General features: G+C 69.1%; 15 protein-coding genes and 1 pseudogene. 6 read left to right on the forward strand and 10 right to left on the reverse strand.

Translation table 11 applies throughout. The features are described 5' to 3' along the window. Positions 1 to 26: 26 nt before the first annotated feature. The 4 genes from P6166_RS08105 (at position 27) to P6166_RS08120 (ending at position 3,310) form a co-directional block, all read left to right on the forward strand. Positions 27 to 977 (forward strand): ABC transporter ATP-binding protein, encoded by a 951-nt coding sequence (locus tag P6166_RS08105; RefSeq protein WP_277763966.1) that lies wholly within the window; start codon positions 27 to 29, stop codon positions 975 to 977. Further along, complete coding sequence (locus tag P6166_RS08110) at positions 974 to 1,774, forward strand: ABC transporter permease (protein ID WP_277763967.1); 801 nt, start codon at positions 974 to 976, stop codon at positions 1,772 to 1,774. The genes P6166_RS08105 and P6166_RS08110 overlap by 4 nt, the downstream gene beginning before the upstream one ends. Positions 1,775 to 1,784: 10 nt before the next feature. Beyond that, entirely contained in the window at positions 1,785 to 2,729 is a 945-nt protein-coding gene (gene panE, locus P6166_RS08115; protein WP_277763968.1) for a 2-dehydropantoate 2-reductase, read from the forward strand. Positions 2,730 to 2,797: 68 nt separating this feature from the next. Further along, entirely contained in the window at positions 2,798 to 3,310 is a 513-nt protein-coding gene (locus P6166_RS08120) for a hypothetical protein (protein ID WP_277763969.1), read from the forward strand. Positions 3,311 to 3,332: 22 nt separating this feature from the next. Here the strand turns inward: P6166_RS08120 and P6166_RS08125 are convergent, their stop codons facing one another. The 7 genes from P6166_RS08125 to mgtE all read right to left on the reverse strand — a co-directional run bounded on the left by P6166_RS08125 (position 3,333) and on the right by mgtE (position 13,444). Then, the gene (locus P6166_RS08125; protein ID WP_108143290.1) at positions 3,333 to 3,704 is read right to left on the reverse strand and encodes an acyl-CoA thioesterase; all 372 of its coding nucleotides are present in this window, start codon (positions 3,702 to 3,704) and stop codon (positions 3,333 to 3,335) included. Positions 3,705 to 4,081: 377 nt separating this feature from the next. Continuing rightward, positions 4,082 to 5,101 (reverse strand): ribonucleotide-diphosphate reductase subunit beta, encoded by a 1,020-nt coding sequence (locus P6166_RS08130; protein ID WP_277763970.1) that lies wholly within the window; start codon positions 5,099 to 5,101, stop codon positions 4,082 to 4,084. A gap of 63 nt (positions 5,102 to 5,164) precedes the next feature. Next, complete coding sequence (locus P6166_RS08135; protein WP_107147753.1) at positions 5,165 to 5,389, reverse strand: hypothetical protein; 225 nt, start codon at positions 5,387 to 5,389, stop codon at positions 5,165 to 5,167. A gap of 155 nt (positions 5,390 to 5,544) precedes the next feature. Next, positions 5,545 to 7,950, reverse strand: a complete 2,406-nt coding sequence (locus tag P6166_RS08140) for a ribonucleoside-diphosphate reductase subunit alpha (RefSeq protein ID WP_277763971.1) — start codon at positions 7,948 to 7,950, stop codon at positions 5,545 to 5,547. A gap of 414 nt (positions 7,951 to 8,364) precedes the next feature. Continuing rightward, on the reverse strand, positions 8,365 to 9,105 hold the full coding sequence (locus P6166_RS08145) for a hypothetical protein (protein ID WP_277763972.1): 741 nt from the start codon (positions 9,103 to 9,105) through the stop codon (positions 8,365 to 8,367). A gap of 78 nt (positions 9,106 to 9,183) precedes the next feature. Then, entirely contained in the window at positions 9,184 to 11,889 is a 2,706-nt protein-coding gene (locus P6166_RS08150) for a bifunctional acetate--CoA ligase family protein/GNAT family N-acetyltransferase (protein WP_277763973.1), read from the reverse strand. Positions 11,890 to 12,073: 184 nt separating this feature from the next. Next, the gene (gene mgtE, locus P6166_RS08155; protein WP_277763974.1) at positions 12,074 to 13,444 is read right to left on the reverse strand and encodes a magnesium transporter; all 1,371 of its coding nucleotides are present in this window, start codon (positions 13,442 to 13,444) and stop codon (positions 12,074 to 12,076) included. A 297-nt stretch (positions 13,445 to 13,741) separates the two neighbouring features. Here mgtE and P6166_RS08160 point away from each other — a divergent pair, with 297 nt between their 5' ends. Then, complete coding sequence (locus tag P6166_RS08160; RefSeq protein WP_277763975.1) at positions 13,742 to 15,562, forward strand: monovalent cation:proton antiporter-2 (CPA2) family protein; 1,821 nt, start codon at positions 13,742 to 13,744, stop codon at positions 15,560 to 15,562. Positions 15,563 to 15,615: 53 nt separating this feature from the next. Further along, positions 15,616 to 16,011 (forward strand): hypothetical protein, encoded by a 396-nt coding sequence (locus P6166_RS08165; RefSeq protein ID WP_277763976.1) that lies wholly within the window; start codon positions 15,616 to 15,618, stop codon positions 16,009 to 16,011. Positions 16,012 to 16,017: 6 nt separating this feature from the next. Here the strand turns inward: P6166_RS08165 and zwf are convergent, their stop codons facing one another. The 3 genes and pseudogenes from zwf to P6166_RS08180 all read right to left on the reverse strand — a co-directional run bounded on the left by zwf (position 16,018) and on the right by P6166_RS08180 (position 20,020). Continuing rightward, positions 16,018 to 17,718 carry a glucose-6-phosphate dehydrogenase gene (gene zwf, locus P6166_RS08170; RefSeq protein WP_277763977.1) on the reverse strand — a complete coding sequence of 567 codons (1,701 nt, stop codon included), beginning with the start codon at positions 17,716 to 17,718 and terminating at the stop codon, positions 16,018 to 16,020. After that, the gene (locus tag P6166_RS08175; RefSeq protein WP_277763978.1) at positions 17,715 to 19,511 is read right to left on the reverse strand and encodes a glycoside hydrolase family 15 protein; all 1,797 of its coding nucleotides are present in this window, start codon (positions 19,509 to 19,511) and stop codon (positions 17,715 to 17,717) included. Before P6166_RS08175 ends, zwf begins: the two co-directional genes overlap by 4 nt. 170 nt (positions 19,512 to 19,681) lie before the next feature. Beyond that, positions 19,682 to 20,020 (reverse strand): annotated as a pseudogene (locus tag P6166_RS08180) (phosphotyrosine protein phosphatase).

Genomic DNA, 20,020 nt, shown 5'->3' on the forward strand with positions numbered 1-20,020 from the left:
CGGCGACCCGGCGCGAAGGCACGAGCTTGAACCCCGATTCCCGTTCCCAGGCCCCCGCGCTGCGCGTGCGGGACCTGCGCAAGACCTACGACAACGGCGTGCAGGCGCTGCAGGGCGTCTCGCTGGAGGTGCAGGAGGGCGATTTCTTCGCCCTGCTCGGCCCCAACGGCGCCGGCAAGTCCACGCTGATCGGCATAGTTTCCTCGCTGGTGAACCTCACCGAAGGCCAGGTGGAGGTGTTCGGCACCGACCTGGTGCGCGAGCGCAGCGCGGCGATGCGGCTGATCGGCCTGGTCCCGCAGGAGATCAACTTCAACCTGTTCGAGAAGCCCTTCGACATCCTGGTGAACTATGCCGGCTTCTACGGCATGCCGCGCCAGGAGGCTGAAGCGCTGGCCGAAGCCGAGCTCAAGCGCGCGCATCTGTGGGAGAAAGCGCAGGTGATGAGCCGCACGCTCTCCGGCGGCATGAAGCGCCGGCTGATGATCGCCCGCGCGATGATGACCCGCCCGCGCCTGCTCATCCTCGACGAGCCCACCGCCGGCGTGGACATCGAGATCCGCCGCGACATGTGGCGCGTGCTGCGCGAGATCAACGCCGCCGGCACCACCATCATCCTCACCACGCACTACCTGGAAGAAGCCGAGAGCCTGTGCCGGCACCTGGCGATCATCAACCACGGCCGCATCGTGGAGCAGGGGCCGATGCGCGCGCTGCTCGCCAAGCTGGACGTGGAAGGCTTCCTGTTCGATATCGACGGCGACCTGCCCGCGCAGCTACCGGCTATCGAAGGCGTGACGCTGGTGGCCACCGACGCACACACGCTGGATGTGGAAATGCCGCGGGCGATGGACCTCAACCGCATCTTCGCCGCGCTGCAGGGCGCCGGCATCCGCGTGCGCTCGATGCGCACCAAGTCCAACCGCCTGGAGGAACTGTTCGTGCGCCTCACCGCCAACCTGGAGACCAAGGCATGAGCGCGCAGCCGCCCGTCGCGCAGAGCGACACCCAGCGCAACTGGAACGCACTGACCACCATCGTGCGCCGCGAGGTCAAGCGCATCCTGCGCATCTGGGGCCAGACCCTGGTGCCGCCGGCCATCACCATGACGCTGTACTTCCTGATCTTCGGCGGGCTGATCGGCTCGCGCGTGGGCAGCATGGGCGGCTACGACTACATGGCCTTCATCGTCCCCGGTCTGGTGATGATGAGCGTGATCCAGAACAGCTACGGCAATATCTCCTCCTCGTTCTTCGGCGCCAAGTTCGGCCGCCACGTGGAGGAGCTGCTGGTCTCGCCGATGCCCAACTGGGTCATCCTCACCGGCTACGTGGCCGGTGCGGTGCTGCGCGGGTTGATGGTCGGCGTGATCGTGCTGCTCATCGCGATGTTCTTCACCCCGGTGCGCATCCCGCACCCGCTGGTGACGCTGACCACGGTGCTGCTGGGCGCGACGATCTTCTCGCTGGCCGGCTTCATCAACGCCGTCTATGCGAAGAAGTTCGACGACGTTGCCATCGTGCCGACCTTCATCCTCACCCCGCTCACCTACCTGGGCGGCGTGTTCTACTCGGTGAAGCTGCTGCCTCCGTGGGCCGAGGCGGCCACGCACGCCAACCCGATCTTCTACATGGTCAATGCCTTCCGTTACGGCTTGCTGGGCAGCAGCGACGTGCCGCTGTGGGTGGCCTATGCGCTGATGCTGGGCTTTGTCGTCGTGCTGGGCGCGCTGGGCCTGTGGCTGCTGCGCCGTGGCGTCGGGCTACGTAGCTGAGGAGATTCCCATGCGTATCCTAGTTCTGGGCGCCGGCGGCACCGGCGGCTACTTCGGCGGCAGGCTGGCCCAGGCCGGGCTGGACGTCACGTTCCTGGTGCGCGAACGCCGCGCCCACCAGCTCGACCGCGACGGCCTGCGCATCCGCAGCCCGCTCGGCGATGCCGACATCGCGGTCAAGCACGTCACCGCCGAATCGGTGGGCGCCGCCTCCGCGGTAGAGCCCTTCGACCTGGTGATCCTCGCCTGCAAGGCCTACGACCTGGGCAGCGCGATCGACGCCATCGCCCCGGCGGTCGGCGAGCGCACCACGGTGCTGCCGATCCTCAACGGCCTGCTGCACTACAAGGAACTGGACGCGCACTTCGGCCACGCGAACGTGCTGGGCGGGCTGTGCTTCATCAGCGCCGCGCAGGGCCCGGAGGGCGAGATCCTGCACCTGGGCAAGCCGGCCTCGATCACCTTCGGCGAGCGCGACAGCGCGCACCTGAGCCCGCGCGTGCGCGCCTTCGCCGAGGCCTGCGCGCAGGCCGGCATTGACCATGTCGCCTCGCCCACCATCGCGCAGGAACAGTGGATCAAGTTCACCTTCCTGTGCAGCCTGGCCGCCGCCACCTGCCTGACCCGCTCGCCCATCGGCCGCGTCGTCGACACCGACGATGGCCGCGCGCTGATCAACGGCCTGTACAACGAAACGCTGATCGCCGCCGAAGCCGACGGACAGGTAATCCCGCTGGCCGCGCGCGAGAAGGCGCTGCAAGCGCTGCTGGCCCCGAGTTCGGACCTGAAGGCCTCGATGCTGCGTGACCTGGAGGCCGGCCGGCAGGTGGAGGCGCGGCAGATCGTCGGCGACATGCTCGCCCGCGTGCGCGACACCGGGCGCAACGCGCCCTGGCTGATGGCCGCCTACGTGCACCTGCAGGCCTACCAGCTGGAACGCATGAGTCGCGCCTGAGGCCGGTTTTCGCGCCGCGCTGACACGCGCCCGGGGATGCTGCCGGCCGGCATCCCCGGCATGCGTCCATGAAAATCTTCGAGCAGGTGTTCCGCGGCGGTCACGTCGTGGTGATCGCGTTCTTCGTCGTCTGCGCCGCCGGGCTGGTGGGCATGGCCGGGTACGAGCTGTGGCACGGCTTCACGCCGACCATCGGCCAGAGTACGCGCGACCGTTTCAACACCGTGCTCGAGGCGATCGGCATGCTCACCGTCGCGCTGGTGACGCTGGAGCTGGGGCAGACGATCTTCGAAGAGGAAGTGATGCGCGACGTGAAGGTCAGCGGGCCCACGCGCGTGCGCCGCTACCTGTCGCGCTTCTTCGTGGTGATCGTCATCGCGCTGGCGATCGAAACGCTGGTGTCGATCTTCGAGTTGATGCACGAAGACCCCCGCCAGCTGCCCTATGCCGCCGCCGTGGGCGCATGCACTGCGATGCTGCTGATTGCCTGGGGCGTGTTCGTGCGGCTGAACCGCAGCGCCGAGGAACTGGAGCCCGAAGCGATGGAAGAAGCCAAGCGCGAGGACCACAAGGTCGCCTGAGCGGCGACCCGGCGGGCCCGCTTCAGGCGCTGGCGACCGCGAACGGCAGCGGCTGCACCGGCGTGGGCTTGCCATCGGGGCCGAGCGCGATCATCACGAAATGGCCGCGCGTGCACAGCTTGCGCTCGCCGGTGGCCAGGTCCTCGGCGACAAGCTCGACTTCCACCCGAATGGAGCTGCGGCCCACCTCGACCACGCGTCCGATGGTTTCCACCATCTGGCCCTGGCGGATCGGCAGCTTGAAATCAACCTGGTCCGAGCGCGCCGTCACCACGGTGTGGCGCGAATAGCGCGCCGCGGCCAGGAACGCGGCCTTGTCCATCCACGCCAGCGCCTGGCCGCCGAACAGCGTGCCCATGTGGTTGGTGTGGTTGGGGAAGACGATCTCGGCCATGCGCACCTCGGTAGGCGCGATGGCGGGGGTGACGTCGATGGAAGCGACGGTATCGGGCGTGATGTCGGTCATGGCCGGGCAGCGATGTGGGGTCGGCGCCATTGTGCACCGGCGGACCTTTCCCCGTGTATCCCGCCGCAGGTAGGGACCGAAGCGTTCCCATAAGGAAGAAAGGGAAGACGTGCAAGAAAGCAAAAACCCCAGCCTATGCCGGGGCATTCGCACATCCCTCAGACGAAGAGCCCCCCCTTAGTAAGGGGGGGCGCGCCGAAGGCGCGGGGGACTGGAGGCGGAGGGTCGGGGCCCAAGGTTTTGCGAAGCACAACCTTGGGGGCGTTGCCCGCTACGCGGGCAGCGCCAAACCCCGCATGCGTTCTTTAGAACGCATGGTCGAACGACACCTCGCCCTGCACGCCCACCTGGTAGGCCGACACGCGGCGCTCGAAGAAGTTGGTCAGTTCCTGCACGTCCTGCAGCTCCATGAAGGGCAGCGGGTTGCGCACGTTGTACTTCTTCTCCATGCCCAGCTTGGCGAAGTGCTGGTCGGCGCAGTGCTGCAGGTACTGGCGCATGTCGCGGGTCGAGATGCCGGCCACGCCGCCGGACAGCACGTCCTCGGCGAACTGCAGCTCGCACTCGATGGCCTCTTCCAGCATCTGGTACACCTGCTGCTTGAGCGCGTCGTCGAACAGGTCCGGCTCTTCCTCGCGCACCTGGCGCACGGACTCGAACGCGAACTCCATGTGGCAGCTCTCGTCGCGGAACACCCAGTTGGTGCCCGAGGCCAGGCCCGGCAGCAGGCCGCGCGAACGGAAGTAGTACACGTAGGCGAAGGCGGCGAAGAAGAACAGGCCCTCGATGCATGCGGCAAAGCAGATCTGGTTGAGCAGGAACTGACGGCGCTGCTCGCGGGTCTCGATGCGCTTGAGGTCCTGGATCGAGTCGATCCATTTGAAGCAGAACTCGGCCTTCTTCTTGATCGAGTCGATGTTCTCCACCGCCGAGAACGCCTTGGCGCGTTCGGCCGGGTCCGGCAGGTAGTTGTCGAGCAGGGTCAGGTAGAACTGCACGTGCAGCGCTTCTTCGTACAGCTGGCGCGAGAGGTACATGCGCGCTTCGGGCGCATTGAGGTGCTGGTACAGGTTCAGCACCAGGTTGTTGGAGACGATCGAATCACCGGTGGCGAAGAAGGCGACCAGCCGGTGGATCAGGTGGCGATCGGCCGGGGTCATCTTCGAGTGCAGGTCGGAGATGTCGATCTGGAAGTTGATCTCCTCCACCGTCCAGGTGTTCTTGATCGCGTTGCGGTACATCTCGTAGAACTGCGGGTAGCGCATCGGACGCAGGGTCAGTTCGAAACCCGGGTCGAGCAGCATCTGGCGGCGTTGTTCGGACATGTTCTGTTGCCTTGTATTCCCCGCCCGGCGGCGGAAGTAAACGGGATGTGCTGGGGGCAGCCCTCAGCGCTCGTAATCGTCGTGCGCGTGCTGGCTGATATAGGTGCTCAATCCTTCACCGGCCTCGGCGAGCGTCTTCATCCGCGCCACCTTCCTCGGGCCGGCGCGGCCCTTGCTGCTGTATTGGTAAAGCGTGTCGCTGTTGCGGAACTTGACCCAGATCGAGGTCGCGTCGAACCGGTAGGCTTCCACACCCGATTGGCCCGAGCGGTCGGCGTAACGCTTCATCTCCAACCCCCGGAGCAGTCTGTGCTGCCCCGATGCTCCACGCGGCGTGTTGCGAACGGGTGCGGATCGGGCAATGCCATCCTCACGCGATGCCGACAATCCGTCCTTGCGCGGGATCAACCCCGCACGCGGACGGATTGCCGCAGGTCACTGCATTACTGGCACGCCTCGCAGGCTTCCGGGTTCTCCAGCGAGCAGGCCACCGCCTCGACCGGGGTGTAGGTGCTCACCGTGGTCTTGGCGATCTTGGTCGCCGGGCGCGAACGCAGGTAGTAGGTCGTCTTGATGCCCTGCTTCCACGCATACATGTACATGGAGGACATCGCGCCGATGTTCGGGCTTTCCATGAACAGGTTGAGCGAGGCGGACTGGTCGATGTAGGCGCCGCGGTCGGCGGCCATGTCGATCAGCGCGCGCATCGGCAGCTCCCACGCGGTGCGGTAGACCTGGCGCAGGGTTTCCGGGATCTGCGCGATGCCCTGGATCGAACCTTCGGCCAGCTTGATGGTGTCGCGCATTTCCGCGGTCCACATGCCCAGGCGCTTCAGTTCCTCGACCAGGTAGCGGTTGACCTGCAGGAAGTCGCCCGACAGCGTCTCGCGCTTGAACAGGTTGGACACCTGCGGCTCCACGCACTCGTAGCAGCCGGCGATCGAGGCGATCGTGGCGGTCGGCGCGATGGCGATCAGCAGCGAATTGCGCAGGCCGTGCTCCTTGATGCGGGCGCGCAGGGCGTCCCAGCGCTCGGCGTTCTCCGGCACCACGCCCCAGGCGTCGAACTGCAGCTCGCCGTTGGCGGCGCGGGTGTCGGCGAAGGACGGGTGCTTGCCACGCTCGGCGGCCAGCTCGCAGGAGGTTTCCAGCGCGTGGAAGTAGATCGTCTCGGCGATCTTCTGCGACAGCGCGCGGGCCTCGGCCGAGTCGAACGCCAGGCGCTTGCGGAAGAACACATCCTGCAGGCCCATGCAGCCCAGGCCGACCGGGCGCCAGCGCAGGTTGCCGCGGCGCGCGGTCTCGATCGGGTAGAAGTTCAGGTCGATCACGCGGTCGAGCTGGCGCACGGCCAGGCGCACGGTCTCGGCCAGCTTGTCGAAGTCGAAATCGCCGTATTCGTCGAAGTGGCGGCCGAGGTTGATCGAGCCGAGGTTGCACACCGCGGTCTCGTCGTTGGAGGTGACCTCCAGGATCTCGGTGCACAGGTTGGACAGGTGGATGACGTTGCCGGTGCGCAAGGTCTGGTTGCTGGCCTTGTTGCACTTGTCCTTGAAGGTCATCCAGCCGTTGCCGGTCTCGGCCAGCGTGCGCATCATCCGCGCATACAGCTTGCGGGCGGAAATCGTGCGCTGCGCCTTGCCCTGGGCCTCGGCCTGCACGTAGGCGGCCTCGAAGGCATCGCCGTACAGGTCGGTCAGCTCCGGCACGATGCGCGGGTCGAACAGCGACCATTCCTGGTCGGCCTCCACGCGCTTCATGAACAGGTCCGGCACCCAGTTGGCCAGGTTGAGGTTGTGGGTACGGCGGGCCTCGTCACCGGTGTTGTCGCGCAGCTCGAGGAAGTCCTCGATATCGGCGTGCCAGGTTTCCAGGTACACGCAGGCCGCGCCCTTGCGCTTGCCGCCCTGGTTCACCGCGGCGACCGAGGAGTCCAGCGTCTTCAGCCACGGCACGATGCCGTTGGAGTGGCCGTTGGTGGACTTGATCAGCGAACCGCGCGAACGCACGCGGGTGTAGCTCACGCCGATGCCGCCGCTGAACTTGGAAAGCTGGGCGATGTCGCCGTACTTGGAATAGATCGACTCCAGCGAGTCCTGCGGCGAATCCAGCAGGAAGCACGAGGACAGCTGCTCGTGGGTGGTGCCGGAGTTGAACAGGGTCGGCGAGGACGGCAGGTAGTCCAGGTTGCCCATGCGCTTGTACAGCGCCAGGGTCTCGGGCACATCCTCGCTCAGGGCGCTGGCGATGCGCAGGAAGAACTGCTGCGGGGTCTCGATGACCTTGCGGGTGTGCGGATGGCGCAGCAGGTAGCGGTCGTACAGCGTGCGCAGGCCGAAATAGTCGAAGTGCAGGTCCAGCGAGATGTCGATCGCATCGTTGAGCTTGCGCGCGTTGGTCTGCACGAAGTTCAGCAGGCGGTCGTTGATCAGGCCGACCTCGTGGCCGCGGGCCACGGACTGCGAGAAGGCGTGGATTTCCTGGCCGGAGACTTCCTTGGCGATGTAGTTGGCCAGCAGGCGCGCGGCCAGGCGGCCGTACTCCGGCTCCTCGCCGATCAGCAGCGCGGCGGTGCGGATGGACAGCTCGTCCAGCTCGCGGGTGCTGGCGCCGTTGTACAGGCCGGAGATGGTGCGGGTGGCCACGCGCATCGGGTCCACCGCGTGCAGGCCCTCGCAGCAGCGCTGCACGGCACGCACGATCTTGTTCAGATCCACCGGTTCGATCGTGCCGTTGCGCTTGGTCACGCCCATGACCGTGGCGGTCGGCGGCGACGTCAGCAGGAACTGGGCGTCTTTCTCGGTGGCAACGGCGGAAGTTTCGGGCGAGGTCACGGCTCTGTTCTCCATGATTGAGGCACGCGGTCGCCTGCGGGGGGCAGGCAACGGAGTGACCGGGACCCGGAAGCGTGGGGAACGGGTGTCGCGGAAGCTGCGACACCCGCGCATGGTCGCGGCGGGCAGCGCTTCCGTTTTCCCCCGGCCCCCTTCCAGGATGCCTCGGCCGGCGCCGCGTTGGTGCTTTGCACGCGGCCGCCATCGGGACAGCGCCGGCCTCGCCCATCGGGGGCTCCACCGCTTCGCGCCTGCCGGCGTGACTTGGGTCACGCGCTACCGACGAACCCAAGATAGTGGGGTCGCCCCGATGCGTCAACACACCATCTTGGGTGATTTGCGTATGCCTTGGCGCAAGGGCCATTGGGTTTTGTCAAGCATTCCTTCACGCGCCGGGACTGCGCAAAAGGGCTTCGCGCGGGAGGTTTTTCAGCGCGAAGGGGAGGGTTCGGCCGCTTCGCGCCACTGCACCGCCGCCAGTGCCTGGCGCAGTTGGGCCTGGGCGGCCTCCACCGCGAACGGCGCCTGGCGCGGGGGGTCGTAGACCTCCGGCCGGGTCCCGCTGACCACCAGGTCGATCGCCACGCAGTGGCCATGGCGCATGCCGCGGTAGCCATCCACCTGCAGGTAGTGGCTCATGGCCGCGTCGGCGGCGTGGTAGTGGACGAAGTCCACGCCATCCAGCACCACCGGCTCGGGCGTGCCCTGGGCCTCGGCGGGGGCCTGCATGCAGCCGGCCACGGCCTGGGGGTCGTCGCTGCGGCCCACCCGCAACTCGGCGGCGGTGATTTCGTTGGAGCCATCAGCCAGCAGCGCGGCCAGCGGCGTGCCGGCCTGGCCCGCGGGCGCGAACATCGCCCAGCCGGAGGGCGTGAGGAACTGGGGGTGGAACTCGCGCCGCCACTGCAGGCCGGCCGGGGCGGCCAGGTGCAGGCCCGTCAGCATGTCGTCGAACGCGTTGCCATCCAGGCTGACCCCGGTGGCCAGCGGCGGTGCGGCCAGCGCAGCGGTGTCGGCGGCGGCCTGCTCGGCCAATGGACGGGCGGCCTCGCGCGCCACATCCGCGCTGCCGGCCGCGGCGGCCGGGGCCGGCGCGGACTCCTTGCAGCCGGCCAGCGCCAGCATCACGGCGGCCACCACCTGACAACGCGCCATCGCCACCTGCCTCATGTCGTACTCCGTTCCACTGGGTGGAGCGATGCTGCCCCAGCACACGTGAACGAGACCGGGCCGGCGCCCGGCGCCCGTTCAGGCCGGCGGCACCTCGCCCACCGGCAGCGACACGTTCATCAGCGAGGCGTCTTCCGGGTCCGGGTGGAGGTGGAAGCCCAGGCTTTCGCACATGGCCAGCATGGTGCGGTTCTCGCGCAGCACCTGCCCTTCCACCGTCTTCAGGCCCAGCCAGTGCGCGTACTCGATCATGATCCGCATCAGCTGCCAGCCGATGCCGTGGCCCTTGAGGTCCGAGCGGATCAGGATGCCGTACTCGCCACGCTCGTAATCGGCGTCGGCATGCAGGCGCACCGCGCCGAGCATCTCGCCGCTGCGCGGTTCGATGGCGACCAGCGCGATGGAGCGCGCGTAGTCCAGCTGGGTCAGCCGGGCAATGAACTCGTGGCTGAAATGTTTCACCGACTGGAAGAAGCGCAGCCGCAGGTCCTCGTCGGTGACGCGGGCGAAGAACGCGCGGAACAGCGCGTCGTCCTCCGGCCGCACCGGCCGCACGAGCGCGCGCGCCCCGTCGGCCAGGGTGATCTGCCGCTCCCACTCCTTGGGATACGGGAAGATCGCAAAGCGTGGATGCCCGCGCCCCTTGTGCAGCCGGCGCGGCGCGCCCACCGCCACGCGTGCGTCCAGCGCCAACACGCCCTCGCGGTCGGCCAGCAGCGGGTTGATGTCCAGCTCGAGGATTTCCGGCAGGTCCGCCGCCAGCTGCGCCAGCTTGACCAGCACCATCGCCACCGCGCGCTCGTCGGCCGGGGCCACGTCGCGGTAGCCCTTGAGGATGCGCGAGACACGGGTGCGGCCGATCAACTCGTGCGCCAGGCGCAGGTCCAGCGGCGGCAGCGCCAGTTCACGGTCGTTGATCACCTCCACGGCGGTGCCGCCGCGGCCGAACACGATCACCGGGCCGAACGTCGGGTCGTCGGCGATGCCGGCGACCAATTCGCGCGCCTTCGGGCGCACCACCGTCGGCTGCACCACCACGCCGGCGATGGCGGCTCCGGGCAACGCCTCGCGCGCGCGACGCAGGATGCCTTCGGCCGCTTCGCGCACCGCGCCGACACTGGGCAGGTTCAGGCGCACGCCATCGACATCGGATTTGTGCGCGATGTCGTCCGACAGCACCTTCACCGTCACCGTGGCGCCGCCGGCAATCAACGTCTCGGCCAGCTCGGCGGCCTCGTAGGCGCTGGTGGCGACCTGCACCGGTACGCAGGCGATGCCGTAGGCGGCGAGCAGCTGCATCGTGGCGACCGGGTCGAGCCAGCGCTGCCCCTTCGCCAACGCCGCCTCGACCAGCGCGCGCGCGCCGGCCGCGTCCACGACGAAGTCCTCCGGCAGGCTGGGCGGCGTTTCCATCAGCGCGGCCTGCGCCTCGCGGTAGCGCACCAGGTGAGTGAAGCCGCGCACCGCGTCGGACTCGGTGGCGTAGGTCGGCACGCGCGCGGCGTTGAGCGCGGCGATGGCGGCATCGTCGTTGCCCAGCCACACCGCGAACACCGGCTTGTGCCGCTGGTAACGCCCGCGCTGGCCCAGGCTGCGGGTCAGCGCCTTGGCCGCATCGGCCGACGAGGTAAAGGCGGTGGGTACGTTGATGACCAGCACCGCGTCGTTGTCGGGGTCTTCCAGCAAGGCGTCGATGGCCCCGGCATACCGCTCGCCGTCGGCATCGACGATGATGTCCACCGGGTTGTCGCGCGACCAACCCTCCGGCAGCACCTGGTCCAGCCGCGCGATGGTCGCCTCCGACAGCGGCGCCAGGGTGCCGCCCCGCAGGGTGAGCTGGTCCACCGCCAGCCGGCCAATGCCGCCGCCGTTGGACAGGATCGCCAGCCGGCGCCCGGGGAACGTGCCGAGGCGGCCGAGGGTTTCGGCGGCGGCGAACAGTTCGTCCAGCGCGCCCACGCGCAGCAGGCCGGCGCGCGCGAAGGCCGCGCCGTACACCGCGTCGGCGCCGGCCAACGCCTGCGCATGCGTGCTCGCGCCGGCATTGCGCTGCGACTGCCGGCCCGACTTCACCACCACTACCGGCTTGGCGCGGGCCGCGGCGCGGGCGGCGGACATGAACTTGCGCGCATCCTTGATGTGCTCGATGTAGAGCAGGATGGCGCGGGTGCGGTGGTCGGTGGCGAAGTAGTCGAGCAGGTCGCCGAAGTCCACGTCCAGCGTGTCGCCCAGCGAAACCACGGCGGAGAAGCCGACCGAGCGCGCCACGCCCCACTCCACCAGCGCGGCGGCGATGGCGCTGGAATCGGAGACCAGCGCCAGGTCGCCCGCCTGCGGCGTGTGCGCGGCGATGCTGGCGTTGAGACGCGCATGCGGCGCGATGACGCCCAGGCAGTGCGGACCGAGGATGCGCAGCCCCGCCGCGCGGGCGATGCGCTCGACCCGCTCGCCGGCCGAGCCGGGGCCTTCGCCCAGGTGCGCGGTGAGGATGACCGCGGCGGGCACGCCGCGTTCGGCGGCGGCCTCGATGACCTGCGGCACGATACTGGCCGGCGCGGTGACCACGACCAGGTCCGGCACCCACGGCAGGTCCTTGAGCTTGCGCACCGTGGCGATGCGATCGATCTCGGGGTAGCGCGGGTTGACCCAGCCGATCTGCCCGGGGAAGCCGCCCGCGCGCAGATTGCGCACCACCGCGCGCCCGGCCGATCGTTCGCGCGGGCTACCGCCGATGACCGCGACCGATTGCGGCCGGAAGACCGAGGAGAGGTGGTAGGTACTCATGCGCTTACCGTACACGGGAGCGCGTGGGCGCGGTATGCGCGTGCGCAAAGGGTGGCGCCGGCGGTGCCTGCGTGAGTCGCGCCGTTACGCCATTGTGCGGGCCTGCGCACGCATGTGTAGGAGCGGCTTCGGCCGCGACCGCCATGGGCCGGACCGCGGCGCGGGTCGCGGCCGAAGCACGCGCCTACAACAGCGTGCCGCTCAATATCGCCGCGGCGATGCTGAAATAGATCACCAGCCCGGTCACGTCCACCAGCGTGGCCACGAACGGCGCCGAGGCGCTCGCCGGGTCGAAGCCCAGCCGCTGCAGCACGAAGGGCAACATCGAGCCGGACAGCGATCCGAACGTGACGATGCCCACCAGGGCCGCGCCGATCGTCACCGCCACCATCTTCCAGTGCGTGCCGTAGTCGTAGAACCCGGCGTTCTGCCACACCGCGATGCGGATGATCGCCAGCAGCCCGAGGATGCCGCCCAGCACCATGCCGGTCGGCAGCTCGCGCAACGCCACCTTCCACCAGTCGCGCAGGCGCAGCTCGCGCAGCGCCAGCGAGCGGATCAGCAGCGAGGTGGCCTGCGAGCCGGAGTTGCCGCCGGAACTCATGATCAGCGGAATGAACAGCGTCAGCACCACCGCCCGGGACAGCTCGTCCTCGAAGTGCTGCATCGCGCTGGCGGTGAGCATCTCGCCCAGGAACAGCACGCTCAGCCAGCCGGCGCGCTTGCGGATCATCTCGCCGAAGCCGATGTGCATGTACGGCTTGTCCAGCGCCTCGACGCCGCCGAACTTCTGCACGTCCTCGGTGGACTCCGCGATCAGGGTATCGAGGATGTCGTCCACGGTGACGATGCCCAGCACGTGGCCGGCGGCGTCCACCACCGGGATCGCCAGCAGGTCGTGGCGGCGGATCAGCCGCGCCACTTCTTCCTGGTCCAGCATCGGGTCCACCGCGATCGGCGGGTTGACCTGGGCCACGTCCAGGATCGGCGTGTGCGGCAGGCCGGTGATCAGGCGGCGCATGGTCACCACCTGCGCGAGTTGGCGGGTCCGCGGGTCGAGCAGGTAGATGGCGTACACCGTTTCGCGGCTGCGCTCGACCTCGCGCACGTATTGCAAGGTCTGCCCCACGGTCCAGTCCGCCGGCACGGCGACGAACTCGGTGGTCATCAGCGCGCCGGCGGTGTTGGGCGGGTAGCGCATCAGCTTCTGGATCGACAGCCGCGCGTCGGTGCCCAGCCGCCACAGCAGCGCCTCGCGCTCGGCCGCGTCCAGTTCGTGGAAGATGTCGGTGGCGCGGTCGTCGGCCATCTGGCCGAGCAGCGCGGCGGCCACGTCCGGCGGCAGCGCGGCCACCAGCGCGCTGGCATGGCGCAGCTCGGGCTGCTCGAGGATCTTCACCGCGCGCGGCTGCGGCAGGGCCGCCAGCATGGCGGTGGCGTCTTCGCGGTCCTGGGCGTTGAGATACTCCACCGCGTCGGCGGTGTTGAGCTCGGCCAGGGGCGCGATCAGTTCATCGGCGCCCGGCAAGGGACGCAGGAGGTCTTCGTTGTGCATGGTTCGCCTGCAATGCGGCCATCGTCGACGATGGCGCGGCGAACCCCCGAAACGATCAGGCGGCTGCCGGCGCTGGCGTCGACCAGGGTCTAGGGTGACTGTCGCTGGACATGGGTTCGGGGACTCCGGAAGGGTGCGCCGGCGGTCGGGCCGCCGGCGGCGCGCGAAGTCTGCGCCGATGCACCGGGAGGGTCAACCGCGCGGACGGCGCCGGCCCGCGGGCGTTCATCGGCGATGGCCCGGGCAGCGCGCGCGGGCCAGGCACGGCCATAATGAAGTCCCCCCTGGAGATGTGCGATGCATAGTGGTGGCCTGGAGCTGGCGCTGGTCCTGATGCTGGCGGCGATCATCGTCGTGCCGGTGTTCAAGAAGTTCGGCCTCGGCGCGGTGCTGGCCTACCTGGTGGCCGGCGTCCTGCTCGGCCCGGACGGCTTCGGCTTGGTGCAGGACGCCGACCGCATCCTCTCCGCCGCCGAGATCGGCGTGGTGATGCTGCTGTTCGTCATCGGCCTGGAGCTTTCGCCGGCGCGGCTGAAACTGATGCGGCATTCGGTGTTCGGGGCGGGCACCGCGCAGGTGCTGCTCACGGCGGTGGCGCTCGGCGCCTTGCTGATGGCCGACCACTTCGGCTGGCGCACCGCGCTGATCGTCGGCATCGCGCTGGCGTTGTCCTCCACCGCAGTAGGCCTGCAACTGCTGGCCGAGCACAAGGCGCTCAACAGCGACTACGGCCGCCTGGCCTTCGCCATCCTGCTGTTCCAGGACCTCATCGCCATTCCGCTGCTGGCCGCCATCCCGCTGCTGGGCGGCGTGCGCAACGATGCGCTGGAATGGCGCGACGTGGTGGTGGCGCTCGGCGCGCTGGCCATCGTGATCCTGTTCGGCCGCTTCGCGCTGCGCCACCTGTTCCGGGTGGTGGCGCGCACCAAGCTGCCCGAGGTCTTCACCGCCACCGCGCTGCTGGTGGTGCTGGGCACCGCATGGTTCATGCAGGAGGCCGGGCTGAGCCCGAGCCTGGGCGCGTTCCTGGCCGGCGTGCTGCTGGCCGATTCGGAATACCGCCACGAGCTGGAATCGCAGATCGAGCCGTTCGAGGGCTTGCTGCTGGGGCTGTTCTTCATCGCCGTGGGCATGGGCATCGACCTGGACCGCATCGTCGCCGAGCCGCTGCTGGTGGCGTCCGGCGTCGGCGCGCTGCTGGTGGTGAAGTTCGCGCTGCTGTTCCTGGTGGGCCGGGTGGCGCGGCTGCCGCTGCGCAGCTGCCTGATGCTGGGCACGGTGCTATGGCTGGGGGGTGAGTTCGCCTTCGTGGTGTTCAACGAGGCGCACCGCGTCGGGCTGCTCAGCGCGGCCAACCACGACCGCCTCGTCGCCATCGTCGGCTTGTCGATGGCGCTCACGCCCTTGCTGCTGCTGGGCATGCAGCGCCTGCTCGGCCGGCCGCAGCGCACGGAGCGCGAGGACAAGGACTTCGACAAGATCGACCCGCAATCCCCGCAGGTGCTGGTGGCGGGCATGGGGCGCTTCGGCCAGATCGTCGCGCGCCTGCTCACCGCCCAGCGCATTCCCTACGTGGCGCTGGAGCACAACCCCGAGACGGTGGAAGACCTGCGCCGCTTCGGCAGCCAGCTCTACTACGGCGACCCGACGCGGCCAGAGCTGCTGCGGGCCGCCGGCGCGGACCGCATCAAGGTGTTCGTGATCGCGATGGACGAACCGGAGACCAACATCAAGGCGGTGCGCCTGATCCGCCGCCTCTACCCGCAAGCGAAGGTGCTGGCGCGCGCGCGCAATCGCCAGCACGCCTGGAAGCTGATGGACCTGGGCGCCGAGCCCTTCCGCGAGGTGCTCGGTTCCAGCCTGGAGTTGAGCGAGCGCATGCTGGTGGAGCTGGGCAGCGACGCGGCCAGCGCCGGGCACGCGGTGTCGCGTTTCCGCCAGCACGATGAAGACCTGCTCAAGCGCCAGTACCTGGTGTACGACGACGAGGCGGCGGTGATCCAGACCTCGCGCGAGGCGCGCGCGGACCTGATGCGGTTGTTCGAGGCCGACATCGAGAGCCCGCCGGACGAGGCACAGGCCGCGGCCAAGCGCGGCGGAGGCGGCACGGCACATTGAAAGCGGGCCGCCGCATGCCCGATGATCGGCGTCCACGTCATCGGGGGAGGCGTATGAAAGCGGCAAGGAGCCTGGCCTGGGCGCTCTGCCTGCCGGCGCTGTTGGGCTGCACGGCGCGTTCGCCGCTGCAGGGGCAGTGGACGGTGGACCTGCAAGGCACGGTGGAGCAGGCGCGCCGCGACGGCATCACCGCGCAGGCGGTGCCGCAGATCCGCGCGGTGTATGCCGGCGGGCGCATCGAGATCACCGCCGACGCGCTGGTGATGCGCGTGGACGGGATGCCCGAAGCGATCTCGCGCCACTACCGCATCGTCGATACGCAGGGCGATTGCTACCACATGGAGATCAACGGCGCGCCGGGCCTGCACCGCTATTGCCTGCGCGGCGAGCGCCTGCTGGTGCACGATCCGTCCACGCCGCTGACGGTGGTGTTCCGGCGCGCGCCGTGACGCGGCTCAGCGCCGCGGCGTGCGCGCCTTCGCCGGCTTGGCGGCCTTCGTCGCCCGCGCCGCCTTGCTGACACGCGGCGTCTTGGTCTTGGCTGCCTTGGCGGCCTTCGCCGGCTTGCGCGATTTGGCTGGCGCCCGCTTCGCCGCCGGGCGATCTTCCACCGCGCGCCGCGGCGGCGGCCGGCGGCCGGCGGTGAGCGCGCGCCACGCATGCCCGCCGTTGAGCGCGAGCAGCGCGTCGGCCGCGGCCGGGCCGGCACTGCCGGCCGGGTAGTTCGGGAAATCGTTCGGCGGCTCCTTCCACGCATCCAGGATCGGCTGCACGATGCGCCAGGCGCCTTCCACCATCGCCGCGTCCTGGAACAGCCCGGACTCACCATTCATGCAGTCGCGCAGCAACTGCTCGTAGCCGACCGTGTATTCCTTGGGGAACCAGTCGCGGTAGCGGAAATCCATCCGCACCGGCGCCAGCGCCACGTGCGGGCCGGGGCGCTTGACGTCGAACTGCAGCGAGATGCCCTCGTCCGGCTGGATGTGCAACACCAGCCAGTCCGGGCCATAGCCGCCCACCTCGGTGCTGCGGAACGGCGCCAGCGGCGCCGGCTTGAAGCGGATCGCGATCTCGGTGGTGCGCTCGCGCAACCGCTTGCCGGTGCGCAGGTAGAACGGCACGCCGGCCCAGCGCCAGGTATCGACCTGCAGCTTCATCGCCACGTAGGTCTCGGTGTTGGAATCCTCCGGCACGGTGTCCTCCTCCCGGTAGCCCGGCACGGCGACACGGTTGATGGCGCCGGAGGCATATTGGCCGCGCACCACGTCCTCGGGCTTGAGCGGACGCACCGCTTCGATCACCTCGGCGCGCCGCCGGTGCATCGCCTCGGTGGTGAAGGCCGACGGCGGCTCCATCGCGATCATCGCCAGCAGCTGGAACAGGTGGTTGGGCACCATGTCGCGCAGGCAGCCGGTGGGGTCGTAGAAGCGCCCGCGCCCTTCCACGCCGATGGTTTCCGAGGCGGTGATCTGCACGTGGTCGATGCGGTCGCGGTTCCACACCGGCTCGAACAGGCCGTTGGCGAAACGGAACGCCAGGATGTTCTGCACCGTCTCCTTGCCCAGGAAATGGTCGATGCGGAACACCTGGTCCTCTTCCAGCACCCGCGCCACGATCTCGTTGAGCCGCCGCGCGCTCGGCACGTCATGGCCGAAGGGCTTCTCCACGATCACCCGCTTCCAGCCATTGCCCTCCTTCTGCTTCACCAACCCGGCCGCGCCCAGGTTGAGCAGCGCCGGCTCGAAGAAGCGCGCGGCGGTGGCCAGGTAGAACAGCACATTGCCTTCCGTGCCGTAGCGCGCGTGCAGTTTTTCCAGCAGCGTGTCCAGCTTGTGGTAGGCGTCCAGGTCGGTGAAATCGCCACGCAGGTAATGCATGCGCTCGCGCAGCCAGTCCCAGGCATGGGTGTCGAAACCATCGGCGGCAAACTCGGCGTCGCGCGCGCTGAGCAGTTCGCGCATCTGCCGGCCGATGTTGCTGCGCCAGGCGCGCTCGCTGATGTCGCCGTGGTCCACGCCGACGATGGCGAAGTGTTCGCCCAGCGCGCCGGCGCGGCGCAGGTTGTACAGCGCGGGCATCACCAGGCGGCGGGTGAGATCGCCGCGGGCGCCGAACACGACGATGATGCAGGGCGGCACGGCCGGGTTGGCGGTCATGGGTGGCGTTCCTTTTCTCCGGAAAGACCATGCAGGCGCAGCGCACTGTTGACCAGGGCCACGTGCGAATACCCCTGCGGGAAATTGCCGAGCATGCGTTCGCTGCGCGGATCGTACTCCTCGGCCAGCAGGCCGACATCGTTGCACAGGCCCAGCAGGCGTTCGAACAGGGCGTGCGCCTCGTCGTGGCGGCCGAGGAGCGTGTAGTTGTCGACCAGCCAGAAGCTGCAGGCGATGAAGACCCCCTCGCCCGCCGGCAGGCCATCGGCCTCGTCGTCGGCGTGGTAGCGGCGGACGAGGCCGTCGATGGTCAGGCGCTGGGCGATCGCCTCGGCGGTGGCGGCCACGCGCGGGTCGTCCGGCGGCAGGAAGCCGACCAGTGGGATGAGCAGGCAGGCCGCGTCCAGGCGTTCGGAATCGTAGCTCTGCACGAAGTGGCCGTCGGCATGCACGCCGCGTTCGAGCACTTCGGCATGGATGCGGTCGGCCAGCGCGCGCCAACGGGCGCGCTGTTCGTCGGTGGAGTCACCGAAGCCGTCGCGCGCGCCGCAATCGAAGGCCAGCCAGGCCATCACCTTGGAATGCACGAAGTGGCGCCGCTCGTCGCGGATTTCCCAGATGCCTTCGTCCGGCTCCCGCCAGCGCTGTTCCAGCTGCTCCAGGTAGGCGCGCATCATCCCGGTGCCCCACTTCGGCGGCGGCACGCCCTTCTCGTGCGCGTAGTGGAAGGCGCCGATCAGCTCGCCATACACATCGAGCTGGAACTGGCCGGCGGCGGCATTGCCGATGCGCACCGGCTGCGAGCCTTCGTAGCCCGCCAGCCACGGCACCGACCATTCCAGCAACCGCCGCTCGCCCCACACGCTGTACAGCGCCTGCAGCTGTTCCGGCGAGCCGGCGACCGTGCGGCGCAGCCAGTCGCGGAAGGCCTCGGCCTCTTCGTGGTAGCCGGCGGTGATCAGCGCCACCAGCGTGAATACCGAATCGCGCAGCCAGCAGTAGCGATAGTCCCAATTACGCGTGCCGCCCAGTTGCTCGGGCAGCGAAGCGGTGGGCGCGGCGACGATCGCGCCGGTGGGCAGGTAGCTCAACCCCTTCAGCACCACCAGCGAGCGCCTCACCTGGGGTTCGTACTGGCCGGCCGCGTGGCAGCGGTCGGACCACTGGTGCCAGAACGCCTCGGTATCGCGCAGCGCCTCCAGCGGGTCCAGCGGCGGCGGCAGCGCCTGGTGCGACAAGCCATGCCCGAGCACGAACCAGGTATGGCCGCCCTCGCGCAGGGTGAACTCGACCTCGGTGGCGAAGTCGTGCCCGACCAGCTGCATCGGCGTGCGAAGCGTCACGCAGTCCGGGCCGCACACCGCCTGGATGCCGTCCTCGATCTGCGTGACCCACGGCACCGAGTGGCCATAGTCGAAGCGCAGCAGCACGCGCATCTGCAGGTCCACGTGGCCGCGCGTGCAGCGCACGATCCGCACCAGGTGGGTATGCACTTCCTCGTCGTGGCTGGTGACCATGAAATCGATCAGCTGCACGCTGCCGGTATCGGTCTCGAACGTGGTTTCCAGCACCAGGCTGCCGTCGCGGTACTGGCGGTGGCTGCGGTAAGGCCCCTTGGGCGCGAGCTTCCAGCAGCCGTTCTCCTCGTGGCCCAGGAGGCAGGCGAAGACGGCGGCGGAATCAAAACGCGGCAGGCACAACCAGTCGATGGTGCCGTCGCGGTCCACCAGCGCCGCGCTGCGGCAGTTGCCGAGCATGGCGTGGTCTTCGATGCGTGCTGCCGTCCCGGTCATGCGGGCTCCGTCGGCCGGAAAGCCGCAGTCTCACACGGCAAATGTGAGCATCTTATGTAACGGCGGAGGGCGGCATGGGAAGCTGCGTTGCGGACAAGGCGTTGCCGACGGCGGGCCGGCCGCCCGCCTGGCCGGCGTACGCGGCGGCGGGCGCCTGGACGTGGCGCGCCCTAGCCGCCCGCCAGGCTCCGCAACAGCGGCCCGACCTTGCGCTCCAGTTCGGCCACCAGCGCCGGCGCCATGTAGTCGTAGTCGTCGGGAATATCCAGGCACACCACGCGCACGCCCCGCAGCTGGCGCGCGAACCGTTACTTCAACCGGCGCAGGTGGCGGCGTTCCATCACGCAGACGAGGTCGCAGCCTGCCAGTTGGTCGGCCGACAACACCACGTCGGCGTCGTCGGCCAGCCCGGCCGAATCGGCCGCCACGCCGGGCCACTGCGCGAACACCTGCTCGGCGGTGGGGCTGCGCAGGCGGTTGCGGCTGCACAGGAACAGGACGCGGACCAG

Origin of the sequence: Stenotrophomonas sp. HITSZ_GD (assembly GCF_029543105.1) — a bacterium.
GTDB lineage: Bacteria > Pseudomonadota > Gammaproteobacteria > Xanthomonadales > Xanthomonadaceae > Stenotrophomonas_A.

What these genes read in the sequence shown, in the direction of transcription:
- P6166_RS08110 (WP_277763967.1), top strand. Translation starts at nt 974, where the DNA reads ATGAGCGCGCAGCCGCCCGTCGCGCAGAGCGACACCCAGCGCAACTGG.
- panE (WP_277763968.1), top strand. Translation starts at nt 1,785, where the DNA reads ATGCGTATCCTAGTTCTGGGCGCCGGCGGCACCGGCGGCTACTTCGGC.
- P6166_RS08120 (WP_277763969.1), top strand. Translation starts at nt 2,798, where the DNA reads ATGAAAATCTTCGAGCAGGTGTTCCGCGGCGGTCACGTCGTGGTGATC.
- P6166_RS08125 (WP_108143290.1), bottom strand. Translation starts at nt 3,704, where the DNA reads ATGGCCGAGATCGTCTTCCCCAACCACACCAACCACATGGGCACGCTG.
- P6166_RS08130 (WP_277763970.1), bottom strand. Translation starts at nt 5,101, where the DNA reads ATGTCCGAACAACGCCGCCAGATGCTGCTCGACCCGGGTTTCGAACTG.
- P6166_RS08135 (WP_107147753.1), bottom strand. Translation starts at nt 5,389, where the DNA reads ATGAAGCGTTACGCCGACCGCTCGGGCCAATCGGGTGTGGAAGCCTAC.
- P6166_RS08140 (WP_277763971.1), bottom strand. Translation starts at nt 7,950, where the DNA reads ATGGAGAACAGAGCCGTGACCTCGCCCGAAACTTCCGCCGTTGCCACC.
- P6166_RS08145 (WP_277763972.1), bottom strand. Translation starts at nt 9,105, where the DNA reads ATGAGGCAGGTGGCGATGGCGCGTTGTCAGGTGGTGGCCGCCGTGATG.
- P6166_RS08150 (WP_277763973.1), bottom strand. Translation starts at nt 11,889, where the DNA reads ATGAGTACCTACCACCTCTCCTCGGTCTTCCGGCCGCAATCGGTCGCG.
- mgtE (WP_277763974.1), bottom strand. Translation starts at nt 13,444, where the DNA reads ATGCACAACGAAGACCTCCTGCGTCCCTTGCCGGGCGCCGATGAACTG.
- P6166_RS08160 (WP_277763975.1), top strand. Translation starts at nt 13,742, where the DNA reads ATGCATAGTGGTGGCCTGGAGCTGGCGCTGGTCCTGATGCTGGCGGCG.
- P6166_RS08165 (WP_277763976.1), top strand. Translation starts at nt 15,616, where the DNA reads ATGAAAGCGGCAAGGAGCCTGGCCTGGGCGCTCTGCCTGCCGGCGCTG.
- zwf (WP_277763977.1), bottom strand. Translation starts at nt 17,718, where the DNA reads ATGACCGCCAACCCGGCCGTGCCGCCCTGCATCATCGTCGTGTTCGGC.
- P6166_RS08175 (WP_277763978.1), bottom strand. Translation starts at nt 19,511, where the DNA reads ATGACCGGGACGGCAGCACGCATCGAAGACCACGCCATGCTCGGCAAC.